The organism is Flavobacterium plurextorum, assembly GCF_002217395.1.
Taxonomy (GTDB): Bacteria; Bacteroidota; Bacteroidia; order Flavobacteriales; family Flavobacteriaceae; genus Flavobacterium; species Flavobacterium plurextorum.
The window spans coordinates 24,878-40,773 of the sequence record NZ_MUHD01000019.1 but is presented as its reverse complement, the minus strand read 5'-3'; the positions used below and the strand labels follow the sequence as shown (position 1 = coordinate 40,773).

The following is a 15,896-nucleotide window of genomic DNA, read 5'->3' as shown; positions in this document are numbered from 1 at the left end:
TTTCTAATAATAGAACCTAACTTCTAAAATATAAGGACAACAACATGGAACTTATTTTAAAACAAGACGTACAAAACTTAGGATTTAAAGATGATGTAGTATCTGTAAAACCTGGTTACGGTCGTAACTTTTTAATTCCTCAAGGTTTTGCTACATTAGCAACTCCTTCTGCTAAAAAAGTTTTAGCTGAAAATCTAAAACAAAGAGCACATAAAGAAGCTAAAGTTGTTGCTGATGCTAAAGCATTAGCTGAAACTTTAAAAGCTCTTGAAATTAAACTTACTGCAAAAGCTGGTGGAGAGAAACTTTTTGGTTCTATCACTAACATCGATATTGCTGATGCTTTAGAGAAATCTGGTAACGCTATTGATAGAAAATTCATCACAAGCGGTATCGTAAAACGTACTGGTAAATATTCTGCTAGTGTTCGTTTACACAGAGATGTAATCGTTGAGTTAGCTTACGAGATTGTTGCTGAAAAGTAATAGTTTTAAAGATTATATAAAAATCCCGATGCAAATCGGGATTTTTTTGTTTAATGAAATGAATTAATATTAATTAGACTTAATGTTGGTGGCTAGAGTATTTAGCTTACAGCGTAAAGCATAAAGCCTAAAATAAAATGAAATACGCAAGATTAACAAAAGAGCAATTTGATGAACTACACGCAGAGTTTGCTAGTTTTTTAGCTACGCAAGCTATTGATAAAGCAGAGTGGGATGCTCTAAAAGTAAATAAACCTGAAGTTGCCGAGCAGGAATTAGATGTTTTCTCAGATTTAATTTGGGAAGGTGTATTGTCAAGAGCTGAATTTTTAGAACATTTTTCTAGAAATCATATTTTCTTGTTTCAGTGTTTTGAAACTCATGTGCAATCAATAGTTTTGAAATCACTAGTTGAAGAAACTGATTTTTTAACCACAGAAGGTTTACAGTGGTTATCTGATAATATGTTTACTGAAAATATTGAAATGAAAGTTGGAAAGAAAGTATTTACAGAAGACAGAAACGCATCTATATTTGAGTTGATTCAGCAAGGTGCTTTTTTAAGTGATGGACAATTATTTTCTCAGATTAATTCGATAATTGAATCTTAGGTTTTAAATAAATAAAGAATGTAAAAGGTAAATGGTTGTTTATTGCAATTGTTTGCCTTTTTTTAATTTTTTAACTTTTGTTTAAACTTTGTCATTTTTTTTACCCCGTATTTCTACGCTTTTTTTCTTAATACTGCAATAAATTGAAATTTTCAGGTATAAATGTAAGATTTGTTCCTTATTTGGTTCATTTTGATGTTCTTTTGAGTGATTTTTTTCTTTTTTACCGTAGTACTTGTACTACAATAAAAAGTTTAACATAAAAAAGTCAAAGAATTTTAGTTGGTATATGACGATAAAAGATGCAGTTCAACTATAGGTTTTTCTGATGTTCTTATATTTTTAGTTTTTTTTGAACTAAAAAATAGGAATTTTACACTTGTTTAATGTGTTTCTTTTTTCTAATTTTAGATTAGAAAAGTTAAACAAAGTTGTTTTTTCTGTTTCTGGAAATAACATTCTGATGGAGTATTTTTTAATACTTAATTGTTTACTTCTATAACAATGAGAGTTGAAGTTTTTTATAATAACTTAATTAAGCTGCGTATGGAATTAATCATTACTTTCTTTATCATTTTTTCATTAGGTATTATTTTGGCTTTATTTTTTATGAGTTTGTATAAAATTGAATTGATTTTGAAATTTAATTTTAGTTCCACTTCAAACTTATTTTTCAAATTTTATAATTATTTTATTTTTTCGTTTTCAAAATCCAATCGGCGGTTTTGTTGATGAAAGATTTTTTTCTGTTTTTTAAAAACAGTATTATTATTTATTAAGGGTATTGACATTCAGCTTTAGAGTTTATTCTAATGAAATACAGTTTACAGGAAGAGTAATCAACTTTCTATAAATATTGAATGATAGTATATTTAATAGAATTACCCCCAGTTCTACTTAAACTTAAATTTTCTTTTATGAAAATTATCCCTCTAACAAATCACTCCACGAGGAAGTCTGGTTTAGATCAGTATTTCCAAAAAGTTTCAAGACATTTTTTGTTCAAAAGGAGCAAAAAGTGCTCTTTCGTATACTTTGGTATACACAATACAACATAATTTTTATTAAAGTGCAGTTTTAATTTTTGATCACTAAAAATTAAGATTTCATTCTAAGTGTTTGATTATTAACAATTTTAAAATTGCCTAAGCATACGTGCTTACCGCAACAGGTATTTTATTGTCCATTTTCTAATCTTCCAAATTATGAAAAAAATTACTTTTTATGATCTCATCTTAAAGAAGAGATTATTTGGTTTGGCGTTTTTATTGCTTTTGAGCAATATGACTTTTGCGCAAACCTTTTGTAGACCCACTTCGCATAGTATTGGTAATTCGGGATTATGCATTGGTTCTGGTATAACTGATCCTGCATTTGCTTATGATGCTGAGTCCAGTGCGGTGCCAACAACAGCTACAACTTTAAGTACTGTTGTCGGAGTTGTCTGTACTCTTCAGGAAACCTTGATTTTTAATCAGACAGCAAAAGCTGGTGATCAAATTGTATTATACATTGGCAGCGGTGATGATATACTTGATTTAGGGTTGTTTTCAACTGCAACAATTGAGCCCTTTTTGGGCACAGTAAGTGCTGGTGATAAAATTGCTTTAGGCAGTTCTATTTTGAATTTATCATTGCTTTCGGGTGATAAAATTGGGGTTATACGATACACTTTGACTCAAGATGCTAACAGAGTTGTAATCAAGCTTGGAGGTGGTTTAGTAGGTGTTCTAAATACTTTGCGTATTTACGATGCACGCTTGCAATTTGCTAAACCAACAATTGTTGGCGGTGAGACCCAATCTGTATGTACAGGACAGTCAATTGCGCTTTCGGCTACTGCAGCTGCTGGCACAACCGTTGCTTGGTATGATTCTCCAACATCAACAACTGCTCTTTCAGCTGTTAGTAGTTTTACTACACCTGCTTTGACAACTTCTAAAACTTATTATGTTAGTACTTCGAGAGTTGGAGGTTGTGAAAGTGATCAACGTATTCCTGTAACAGTTAATGTAATTGAGCCGGCTTTACCAACAATTAGTACAGCTGGTACTGCAATTTGCTCCTCTGGCGCAACACAAGCAACTACATTGTCTGTAATAAACCCTGTGCTTGGTACAGATTATAAATGGTATGATGCAGAAACTGGAGGAAACCTTTTAACGCCTGGAAATACTTATGCTCCAACGGTTCCAACTGGTATTACTAAATTTTATGTTGAAGCTTCGATTGGAAGTTGTAAAACGACAAGAACTACGGTAACTGTCACATCAACACCAGTTCCTGCAAATCCAACGGTGTTAACTCAGAGTGTGTCGATACTGTCTGGTCAAAATGCAACTTTAAACGCTTTTACAAATGAATCAGGGGTTACTTTTGATTGGTACGATGTAGCTGCAGGAGGGACTAAATTATTAGGAGGCTCCGATACTTTTACGACACCTATTTTAATTGCGACAAAAACTTTTTATGTTGAAGCTCGTAATAGTGCGGGTGGCTGTGTTAGTGCTTTAAGAGTTCCTATTACAGTTACGGTTACGGCTGTACAAGGCAGCTGCTTACAGGCAAATAGCCAGCAGACTTCTCAGAGTGGGCTTTGTTTGCTTTGTGGTTCATCAGATCAAAATAAGTCAGTTGATGGTGATAATAATTCTGCCGCAAGGTTGACTGTACCTGTTGGACTTGTTAATGATTGGGTGCAGCAGATTTTGCAATTTAATAATGCAGGTCAGGCGGGAGACGTTATTACAGTTGAATTAGGAATCCCAGGCGGATTAGCTGATGTTGGTTTATTAACTTACATCTCTCTTGCAACTTATAATGGTGCTACATTCAATAACGATCGTAAGGCAGTAAACTCTCTTTTGAACGTTCAGTTACTTTCTGGTGGACGTTTTCGAGTAACTTTTGAAGCAAAATCTTCTTTTGATCGTGTTGAGATTAGGTTGGGGGGATTGGCTTTGTTATTAACGAGCCTTGACATTTATGGAGCTTCCTATAAATTTAAAGAACGAACTATAACTGGAAATAAAACTATTTGCAGCGGGCAAACAACAACATTAACAGCCGATGTAGCTTTAGGTGAATCGATTAAATGGTATGATGCTGCAACAGCAGGAAATTTATTATCAAGTGCGGCTGCATTTACAACTCTTGCTTTAACAGCAAATACAACTTATTATGTCGAGGTAACTCGCAATGGATGTGTTAATAGCGAAAGATCGGCTGTTCTTGTTACTGTAAATAATCCTGTTGCTCCGGCAATTAATTCTACTATTACAAATATTTGTGCAGGAGGTTCAGCCGTTTTATCTGTTGTTTCGCCAATCGCAGGAACAACATATAATTGGTATGATGCTACAACTGGAGGAAGTTTAATATTTACGGGAACTTCCTATTCAACACCAAATTTAATAGCTGCTACAAGTTATTATGTTGAAGCGGTGATTGGAAGTTGTTCGAGTACTCGTACACAAAAAACGATAAATGTAAACCCTCTTCCTTCTGTACCAGTTCCAGTATCTTCAAATGTAACGATTCAGTCTGGTCAGAGTGTGCAGTTGGCTGTAGTAGATGCTGGAGGAACCATAAAATATAATTGGTTTGATGTTCCTAGCGGAGGAATATCAATAGAATTAGGCAGTAGTACTTTTACTCCTAGTCCAGCTTTAACTGCTAGTAAAACTTTTTATGTAGAAGCTGTAGATACAGCTTCAGATTGCAAAAGTAGCCCAAGAGCTGTAATTAATGTCTCTGTAATTAATACAGTTGATATTTGTTTGAGACCCACTATACAACAAACGAGTTTGGATGGTGCTGTGTGTATAGTTCCTTGCGGTGTAACAGATCCAGATTTTTCAGTAGATGGAGATAATACTACTGCAGCAAAACTTTCTTTCGGACTTGGTATTTTGTCAACCTTAGAACAAAAGTTAATTTTTACAACAACGGGTCAAGCGGGAGATATTATAGATGTAGAGTTAGGATTGCCAGGAGGAATTGTTGATCTTGGACTTGTTTCTAATGTTACATTAAGAAGTTTTAACGGTGCAACTCCAAATAATGATTTGACCACTATTGGAGCTCTCGTAAATGTTCAGTTGTTGGGAGGAAATCGATTTAAAGCAAGTTTTGTTGCGGGAGGATCATTTTCAGCCATTCAAGTTAAATTAGGCGGATTAGCTACTATAGCAACTAGCTTAGATATTTATGGAGCATCTTATAGATTTAAAGAAGCTGCTGTTTCGGGAACTACTGTTTGTGTAGGGAAATCAGCAAATTTGGCAGTTACTTCTGATACTACAGGAAAAACATATAAATGGTATAATCTGCCTACAGGAGGTACTGAGCTTTCGGCACTTTCAACTTATACTACGCTGGCATTAAATACAAGTACAACTTATTATTTAGAAGAAACGCGTGGTACTTGTGTGAATTCTACTCGTCAAGCAGTGACAGTAAATATTGTATCAGTTCCAACAGCTGGGGATATTTTAATAAGTAGTCCTTTGACAACTTCTTGTACCGGAGGAATTGTATTGTCTCCAACATCTTCATTAGCAGGAGCTAAGTTTAATTATTATTTTGATCAAAATAAAACGCAGCCGGTACCAACCGGAAATGTTGCGGGTGTAACGTACTCAAAAGATGTTGCGGGAGCCTTGACGATTAGCGGATTAACGTCTTCTACTACATATTTTATTTCAGTAGTCAATGAAGGTTCATGCGAAAATGAAACGGGGACATTAAAAGAAGTAGTTGTAAATTACGCTCCAACTCCAGCTTTAACAGTTTCAGCAACTTTATCAGGTTGTGCAAAGGTCAATTTAAAAGATGCAATAGCAAGTTTTGATACATCAGGAAATACGACTTATACTTTCTATAGTCCAATAAATACTCAAATTACAGACGGAGCGGCTGTAAATATTACGGCAAGTGGTGATTATTGGATTCAAGCTCAAACAAAAGGTAATAGCTGTTTATCGGCCAAGCAGAAAGTAACTGTTACAATTAATCAGATTCCAACTTTAACAGATGTAACCACTAATAGAGTAGTTAATAAAGGAGAAGTTGTAACATTAAACGCAACATCAAATGCAGCAATAACTTGGTATGATCCGCAAGGTAATGCTTTACCTTCAAATAGTACAGGAGCACTTAATACTGTTGGTGTTTATACCTATACTGTAATTGTCAATAATGGAACGTGTACCAATAGTCAAACGGTAACAATTAGTGTTATTGATCCTTTGGATTGTGATACTTTACTAGAAAGAGTTTATGCTAATGCACAATCTTACGGATCAATTCTTACCGGAGGTGTTTCGAATGAGGCTTTAGCAGTAGATGGTAACCCAAGTACATATTCGACAATAACGACAGGTTTTGGGCTTTTGGGTATTGGAACGACATGGCAAAACCTGCAATGGCCAACAACTATTTCTAAAGGAACTCCTGTAACTGTGAAACTTGGTTTAGAAAACAGTTTAATTGCGGTAGGACAAAGTATTACGGTAGTAGGTACGAAACGTGACGGACTTGGAAATCCAATTGATATTGGAACTCTGCAATCTGTATCTGGATCATTAGTAAATCTATTATCAGGGCAAAACTCATTTGAATATACCTTCGTTCCTTCTGATATTTCTGGTACTAAAGATTATGATGGTATCCGAGTACAACTAGGATCAGTTTTAAGTGTGGGACAAAGTATTAATGTTTATGATGCTCATTATAAAAAACAAGTAAAACAAATTACATGTGGTCAGGGCGATATTGAAGATATTTTCTCCGGCGTAAGAGATTTAGGAGTTGGAGCTTTAACTACTACAGTTGGAGTTTCTCAACCTTGGAATGTTGCTGATGGTGATGTGGGTACTTATGCTACAATGTTTAGCGGGGCAGGAGTTTTGGCAGCAGCTGAACTTACCACCGCTTTTAGAACACCTTCAATGGTAGGAGATAGTCTTAGAATAGTGATTTCTAAACCTGGTACAATTTTAAATCTTAATTTGCTTACAGGGTTCGTTATTCAACTTTATTCAGGAAATATTGAGGTTGGAGCACCTATTAAGAATGACAGTAATTTGTTGAGTTTAAAATTACTTTCAGGCGATACTATGGCTATGACAATTCTAGCACCTCAAACTCAGCCTTACGATAAAGTTAGAATTAGTTTGGGCGGTGTAGCAAGTGTATTTGATCAGCTTAGAGTTCATAGTATAGATCGAGTAACCAATACGAAGGTTATAGGGAGTGATATTAAAAATACGCTCACGGTCTGTCCAGGTTCTGAATTAAAATTGGAGGTTGCTCCTAAGAACTGTTCGACTTACGCTTGGTATGATTCTCCAACTGGCGGTAATGTATTGGCTAATGGTCAATCCTATACACTTCCAGCTGCAATGGCAGCGGGTACTTATAAATATTATATTCAGCCTATACGTTATGGTTGTCCAGCTTTAACAAGAGGCGTAGTAACAGTGGTAGTTAGAGCAACAACACCAGCTGCAACTATAGCTAGTATAAAAATAAATAATGGATCTAATACCGTGATTTGTTCTGAAAATGGGAACGTGAGCTTAGAAGCTGTTTTAGTTACACCTTTACCAACACTTACAAATCCAGTCTATTACTGGTATAGTTTTGATGGAACAAAAAGTAATTTAATACCAGGAAAAACAACTTCAACATTAAACGTAACAGGATTGTCTCCTGGAACCTATACTTATTATGTAGGACTTAGTTCTGATGAATATTGTGAAACTGCTCCAGGCGATAGAAAACAAGTAACATTTACTATTTTACCAACTTCTCTTCCAACGGATATTTCGGTTAATAATGATTCAGTTTGTCATAATACGACAGCGACTTTAACACCATCGAGTTCTTTGGCAAATCCAGTATTCTTTTGGTATTTAGATGCTAATAAAACGAAGCCTATTTTAACTGGTTTAATTGATGGTGTAACTTACACAGTAGATAATGTAACAGGAGTTTTGACAGCCTCTGGTTTAACGGCGGCAATGAGTCCTATGACTTACTATGCAGCAGTTAAAAGTGATAATACTTGTCCAAATAAAGCTGGTGAACTTAAAGAAGTAACAGTAACAGTTACTGATCCAGCAACACCAACAACTGATGATAATACTCAAGATTTTTGTGTAATAAACAGTCCAAAAGTTTCAGATCTTAAAACTAATGAAGCTGATGTTGTTTGGTATGATTCTGCGACAAGTACAACTCCACTATTAGCAAGCGATCCATTGACTAGCAAAATCTATTATGGAGTATTTTCTGTTCCAATAAAATTGAATCCAACGGTTTATTGTGAAAGTAAAAAAAGGCTGGCGATTACAGTTACCGTTACAGATCCGGGCACGCCAAATATTACAGATAAAGATCAAGACTTCTGTTTAGTAAATGCGCCGACTATTGCAAGCATTAATGTAAGCCCAGAAACGGGAAATATAGTTTGGTATGATGCCTCAACAGGCGGAAATATAGTAACTGCAACAACAGCGTTGACAACAAAAACTTACTATGCAGCTTTAAAAGATGCTACAACAACTTGTGAAAGCAATGTAAGATTAGCTGTAGCAGTAAATGTTACAGATCCAGGTACGCCAAACATAACAGATAAAGATCAAGACTTCTGTTTAGTAAATGCGCCGACTATTGCCAATATTAATGTAAGTCCAGAAACAGGAAATATAGTTTGGTATGATGCCTTAACAGGCGGAAATGTAGTAACTGCAACAACAGCGTTGACAACAAAAACTTACTATGCAGCTTTGAAAAATGCCACAACAACTTGTGAAAGCAATGTAAGATTAGCAGTTGCTGTAAATGTTACAGATCCGGGCACACCAAACATAACAGATAAAGATCAAGATTTCTGTTTGGTAAATGCTCCGACTATTGCCAATATTAATGTAAGCCCAGAAACGGGAAATATTATTTGGTATGACGCTTTAACAGGCGGAAATGTAGTAACTGCAACAACAGCGTTAACAACAAAAACTTACTATGCAGCTTTGAAAAATGCCACAACAACTTGTGAGAGCAATGTAAGATTAGCCGTAGCAGTAAATGTTACCGATCCAGGAACACCAAACATAACAGATAAAGATCAAGACTTCTGTTTGGTAAATGCGCCGACTATTGCAAGCATCAATGTGAGTCCAGAAACAGGAAATATAGTTTGGTATGATGCTTTAACAGGAGGAAATATAGTAACAGCAACAACAGCATTGACAACAAAAACTTACTATGCGGCTTTGAAAAATGCTACAACAACTTGTGAAAGTAATGTAAGATTAGCAGTTGCAGTAAATGTTACAGATCCAGGAACACCAAACATTTCAGATAAAGATCAAGATTTCTGTTTGGTAAATGCGCCGACTATTACAAGCATTAATGTAAGTCCAGAAACAGGAAATATAGTTTGGTATGACGCATTAACAGGAGGAAATGTAGTAACTGCAACAACAGCGTTGACAACAAAAACTTACTATGCTGCATTGAAAGACGCCACAACAACTTGCGAAAGTAATGTAAGATTGGCAGTCGCTGTAAATGTTACCGATCCGGGCACACCAAATATTACAGATAAAGATCAAGATTTCTGTTTGGTAAATACTCCGACTATTGCAAGCATTAATGTAAGTCCAGAAACAGGAAATATAGTTTGGTATGACGCATTAACAGGAGGAAATGTAGTAACTGCAACAACAGCGTTGACAACAAAAACTTACTATGCAGCTTTGAAAAATGCCACAACAACTTGTGAAAGCAATGTAAGATTAGCAGTTGCTGTAAATGTTACAGATCCAGGTACGCCAAATATTACAGATAAAGATCAAGATTTCTGTTTGATAAATGCTCCAACAATTGCCAATATTAATGTAAGTCCAGAAACAGGAAATATAGTTTGGTATGATGCCTTAACAGGAGGAAATGTAGTAACTGCAACAACAGCATTGACAACAAAAACTTACTATGCAGCTTTGAAAAATGCCACAACAACTTGTGAGAGCAATGTAAGATTAGCAGTTGCTGTAAATGTTACAGATCCAGGTACGCCAAATATTACAGATAAAGATCAAGACTTCTGTTTGATAAATGCTCCAACAATTGCCAATATTAATGTGAGTCCAGAAACAGGAAATATTGTTTGGTATGATGCATTAACAGGAGGAAATGTAGTAACAGCAACAACAGCATTGACTACAAGAACGTACTATGCGGCTTTGAAAAATGCCACAACAACTTGTGAAAGTAATGTAAGATTAGCTGTAGCAGTAAATGTTACAGATCCGGGCACACCAAATATAACAGATAAAGATCAAGATTTCTGTTTAGTAAATACTCCAACAATTGCAAGTATTAATGTAAGTCCAGAAACAGGAAATATAGTTTGGTATGACGCATTAACAGGCGGAAATGTAGTAACAGCAACGACAGCATTGACAACAAGAACGTATTATGCTGCATTGAAAGACGCCACAACGACTTGTGAGAGCAATGCAAGATTAGCTGTAGTAGTAAATGTAACAGATCCAGGAACACCAAACATTGCAGATAAAGACCAAGATTTCTGTGTTGTAAACGCTCCAACGTTCGCATCAATTAATGTAAGTCCAGCGAATAATGTTGTTTGGTACACTACTTTAGTTGGAGGAAATTTGATTCCTGCGGGAACAACATTAACAACAGGAACTTATTATGCAGCCATAAAAGATCCAGTAACATCTTGTGAAAGTAATACAAGACTGCCAATTGCAATAAAAGTTACAGATCCTGTTACACCAACAACAACTTCTGGAACACAGATTTTTTGTTCAGGTAATAATCCAACGGTAGCCAGTATCCAAGTTAATGAAAGTAATGTAATTTGGTATAACGCAGCAATTGGAGGAACGGCGATTGCTTCAACTGCACCATTAGTAAATGGAGATTATTTTGCAGCATTAAAAGATGCTGTAACAGGTTGTGAGAGCAGTAATAGATTAAAAGTAACGGTAACTGTTGGTAATTCAATTACACCTACAACAAATAATGCAGCACAGGAGTTTTGTTCAACAACAACACCAACCATTGCTAGTATTAAAGTAAATGAAAGCAACGTATCATGGTTTAATGTTCCTGTTGGAGGAACTGCAATTACTGCAACAACTGCGTTAACTTCTGGTATATATTATGGAGAAATCACAGACGCCGCAACAGGATGTAAAAGCGCAACTCGTTTAAAAGTTACAATTACAGTAACAACTCCGAGTCCAACGCCAACTACAACAGATACAACACAAGATTTCTGTTCAACTGCTTCGCCTACAATTGCCAGTATTCAGGTTAATGAAGCAAATGTAATTTGGTACAACACCCAAACAGGAGGTACTGCTATTTCAGCTTCTACAGCTTTAGCAACAGGAACTTACTACGGAGCGGCAGCAAGTACTACAAACTGCGAGAATCCTAATAGATTAGCAGTTGCAGTAACAGTTAATACTCCTGGAAGAATTACAACACCAAGAACAGCACAAGTATTCTGTTTAGCAGCATCACCAACATTAGCTAATATTCAGGTTAATGAAGCAAATGTAGTTTGGTATTCAACACCAACAGGAGGAGCTCCGTTAACTGCAAGTACATTGTTAACTGCAACGACATATTATGCCGATGCCCTTATCAATATTACAAATGGCTGTGGAGGAGCTTCAAGATTAGGTGTAACAGTTAGTTTTGAAAATGACGCTTTAGTTCCAATTACAACCAATGATGATACACCATGTGTTTTTCAAGGTGTGACTTATTCGATAGCAAATGGAAAATCAAATTACGTTTGGTCTGTAACTAATGGAACCATTATTAATGGCGGCGGAACATCAGATGATGATGTTACAATTTCATGGTCAGATATTGGACCGGGTAAAGTTCAAGTTACTTATATCAATACTTGTAATGAAACTACCACCAAGACTTTGAGTGTAACAGTTGCGACTTGTTCAGATATAACAATTACAAATACAGTCGACAATCCAACACCTAATTTTGGTGATCATGTAACCTTTACAGTGACTGTAAATAATGTAGGACAAGGTAGTTTTATAAATACCATCGTCAGCGAATTGCTGCCTAGCGGTTATGATTTGGTAAGTTCAAGCACAACTATCGGAGTTTATGATCCAAAGACACAGCTCTGGACGATTCCAACGTTGAATTCAGGTCAAAGTGCAACACTCACTATTGTTGCTGAGGTATTGCCAAGCGGAAATTATTTAAATGTGGCTACAATAGAAATTTCAACTCCATTAGATGTTGATGCTTCAAATAATTCGGCTTCAGCCTCTGTTGATCCAATTTGCTTGACAGTTTACAATGAATTCACACCAAATAACGATGGAGCAAACGATCTTTTCAGAATTGATTGTATCGAATCATATCCAAATAATGAGCTGAAAGTTTATAACAGATATGGAGCATTGGTATACAGTAAACAGCATTACGAAAATGATTGGAACGGAACGGCAAATGTGTCGGGAGTAATTAATAGAGGAGATATGCTGCCAACGGGTACTTATTTTTATGTGATTACCATTGGAGATGGAACAGTTAAAAAAGGATGGTTATCTATTATGAGATAAGCATTTCGATTAATCATCTAATTAATTAAACTAAATAAGTATCGTTATGAAACTATATATAAAATCATTAGAAACGTATTTTGTAATAATATGTTCTTTAATCACATTTTGTGCAACCGCGCAGCAAGATCCAGAGTACACACAATATATGTACAACACAATGGCGGTAAATCCAGCTTATGCTGGGTCTACCGGCAGTTTAGAAGCAGCACTTTTATACCGTTCACAATGGATTGGAATTCCTGGTGCACCAGAAACACAGTCATTCTCTATTCAAACTCCGCTTCGTGACGAAAAGATTGGTTTAGGACTTAGCGTTGTAAACGACAAAATCGGCCCGTCAGACGAACTATATCTAGATGGAAATTTCTCTTATTCAATTCCGTTAGGTTATGAAAAAAGACTAGCATTTGGGTTAAAAGCCGGTATGAGAATGCTGAATATTGATTGGTCAAAAGGAAAGTACTACGATCCAAACGATGTTTTATTGAATCAAAATATCAACAATCAAGCAAAATTGGCAGTTGGAGCAGGAGTATATTACTATACCGATAAATGGTATGTAGGTTTATCTGTGCCTAGTTTTATTCAAAGCACTTATTACGATGATGTTCAGGAATCTATAGATTATGATCGTTTACATTATTATTTAATGGGAGGTTATGTTTTTGATTTGAATCCGAATTTAAAATTTAAACCAGCATTTTTAGTAAAAGCAGTGAGTGGAGCACCACTTACTGCTGATATTTCGGCAAATTTTATGATTGCCGAGAAATTTGTAATCGGAGCTTCTTATAGAACAGATGATTCCGTAAGCATTTTAGCAGGTTTTCAAATATCTAAGAGTTTTTATTTAGGATATGCTTTCGATTACACCGTGAGCCAACTAAATAAATATAACGATGGAACCCATGAAATCATCTTACGTTATCAGTTTAACAAAGGACAAAGTAAAATTAAATCTCCTCGATTCTTCTAAAATTAAGAACCTATGAAAAAACTATATATCCTTAGTTTAGTATTGAGTTTGACATTTGGTTTTGCTCAAACTAATTTAAAAAAAGCCGATGCCTTGTTTCGAAACTATTCTTATCTAGATGCTTCAAAAGCCTATGAAGAATGTTTGCAAAACATTAAAAAACCATCGACACAAACATTAAAGAACGCTGCCGATTCGTATTATTTTATATCCGATGCTCGAAATGCGCTTAAATGGTATAAAAAACTATATGAAGCTCAGGATAATAATATGACAGACGTTTATTATCTGCGATACATCCAAACAATGAAAGCAGTTATGGATTATGATGATGCCGATAGAATTACGAAAGAGTATCTTAATAAAAAAGGAGATCAAAAAGAGATTAATCGCTATGTGACTCAGAAGAAACAAATGGACAGTTTAGCGAAAACAAAATCGCTGTATCAGATTAAAAATTTGGATATAAACACCAATAAATCTGATTTTGGAGCTACTTTTTTTCAAGATAAAATTGTATTTACATCCGCAAGAGATACAACAAAATTTAGTCAAAAATTATATAACTGGAACAATCAGCCATTTCTAAACTTATATATTGCCGAAAGAAATGCCGCTGATGGAAATTTGCTTAACGCAGAATTATTCCTTCCAAACGTAATGACAAAGTATCATGAAGCGACAGCAACATTTGACAGCAGTGGAAAAACCATTTATTATTCGACAAATATTGTAAAGAAAAAGAAATTAGTAATCGACGAAAGTAAAACGAATAACTTTCAGATTATTAAAGGTTCAATAGTCAATAATAAACTAGAAAATTCTGAGAAAGTCTTCTTTGACAGCGACGATTATTCTGTAGGACATCCTTCTTTAAGTGAAGACGGTCAATTACTTTTCTTCGCATCAGATATGCCGGGCGGGTTTGGCGGAACAGATTTATATGTGGTAAAAATTGCGGCCGACGGCACAATGAATTCACCTAAAAATTTAGGGCCAAATATTAATACTCTAGGTAATGATCTTTTTCCATTTTTTAGAAACGGAACATTATACTTTTCTTCAGATGGACATTACGGATGGGGAGATTTAGATGTTTATGAAAGCACATTATTAGACGACGGAAGTTTTTCGATACCACGAAACCTAGGAGCACCTATTAATAGTAATAAAGATGATTTTGCTTTTATAATTGATAAAACCGAAAGCTTTGGTTATGTTTCATCAAATAGAGCAGGAGGAAAAGGAGACGACGATATTTATTCGTTTGCAAAAGGAAAACCTATTTGTAATCAAAGCATATCAGGTATTGCAATTGATAGAAAATCCAGACTTCCACTAACAGATGTTGTCGTAATGGCATATAATTCATTTAGTGAAGTACTGGGAGAAACAAAAACAAATTTTGAAGGTAAATACGCTATAATTGTTCCGTGCGGAAAAGCAATTAAAATGATTGCGGCAAAACCAAATTACAGCAGTGATGAAAAAACCGTAGAAACTACAAATGAAAACGAAGGAGAAATTAAAGACGTCAACTTTGAGCTTAGCAATTATGATGATTTAGTAGTGAAAAAACAAGGAGTTGAAAAAGTAGATGTAAAACCAATTTATTTTGATTACGACAAATACGACATTACACCTTTGGCAATTGAAGAACTTTCGAAAGTAGTATTTGTTATGAAGAAATTTCCAAATATCCGCATCAAAATTGAGTCACATACAGACTCAAGAGGAAAAGATGCTTACAACATGAAACTATCCGATAACAGAGCCAAATCGACCCGCGATTATATCATTTCGCAAGACATAGATCCGTCAAGAATTGAAAGTGCAATTGGTTACGGTGAAAGCAGATTAATTAATAAATGTAAAAACGGTGTAAAATGTACCGAAGAAGAGCATTTATTAAATAGACGTTCAGACTTTATTATTATCCAAAAATAACGCTATATTTGTAATCTAATTACTTGGTAATCAGTATTAAAAATATAAAACGTAGAAACCATTTGGAAGTTGGTTTTGTTTAATTCTTTTTTAAGAATAATGGACAAGAAGAAAATCAGGCTGCATGATTTTGCAGCTTGATTTTTGATTTTAAAAACTTTCAATTCTAATGCTTTTTGAACAAAAAATAATCCTAATTTTGATATTCAATTATTCTCGATCAAAATCA

General features: G+C 35.0%; 5 protein-coding genes. All 5 read left to right on the top strand.

All coding sequences use genetic code 11. The features are described from left to right. Positions 1-44 precede the first annotated feature (44 nt). Positions 45-485, top strand: coding sequence for a 50S ribosomal protein L9 (rplI, locus tag B0A81_RS10925; RefSeq protein WP_089058073.1), 441 nt, complete (start codon positions 45-47; stop codon positions 483-485). Positions 486-622: 137 nt separating this feature from the next. After that, a complete protein-coding gene (locus B0A81_RS10920; protein WP_089058072.1) occupies positions 623-1,096 on the top strand; it encodes a DUF6495 family protein in 474 nt (157 codons plus the stop codon). 1,205 nt (positions 1,097-2,301) lie between these two features. Next, positions 2,302-12,741, top strand: a complete 10,440-nt coding sequence (locus B0A81_RS10915) for an Ig-like domain-containing protein (RefSeq protein WP_244281377.1) — start codon at positions 2,302-2,304, stop codon at positions 12,739-12,741. 46 nt (positions 12,742-12,787) lie between these two features. Next, the gene (locus B0A81_RS10910; RefSeq protein ID WP_089058070.1) at positions 12,788-13,720 is read left to right on the top strand and encodes a PorP/SprF family type IX secretion system membrane protein; all 933 of its coding nucleotides are present in this window, start codon (positions 12,788-12,790) and stop codon (positions 13,718-13,720) included. 12 nt (positions 13,721-13,732) lie between these two features. Further along, positions 13,733-15,667 (top strand): OmpA family protein, encoded by a 1,935-nt coding sequence (locus B0A81_RS10905; protein WP_089058069.1) that lies wholly within the window; start codon positions 13,733-13,735, stop codon positions 15,665-15,667. Positions 15,668-15,896 lie beyond the last annotated feature (229 nt).

Excerpts from the sequence above, each read along its gene's own strand:
- rplI (WP_089058073.1), top strand. The coding sequence starts at position 45 with ATGGAACTTATTTTAAAACAAGACGTACAAAACTTAGGATTTAAAGAT.
- B0A81_RS10920 (WP_089058072.1), top strand. The coding sequence starts at position 623 with ATGAAATACGCAAGATTAACAAAAGAGCAATTTGATGAACTACACGCA.
- B0A81_RS10915 (WP_244281377.1), top strand. The coding sequence starts at position 2,302 with ATGAAAAAAATTACTTTTTATGATCTCATCTTAAAGAAGAGATTATTT.
- B0A81_RS10910 (WP_089058070.1), top strand. The coding sequence starts at position 12,788 with ATGAAACTATATATAAAATCATTAGAAACGTATTTTGTAATAATATGT.
- B0A81_RS10905 (WP_089058069.1), top strand. The coding sequence starts at position 13,733 with ATGAAAAAACTATATATCCTTAGTTTAGTATTGAGTTTGACATTTGGT.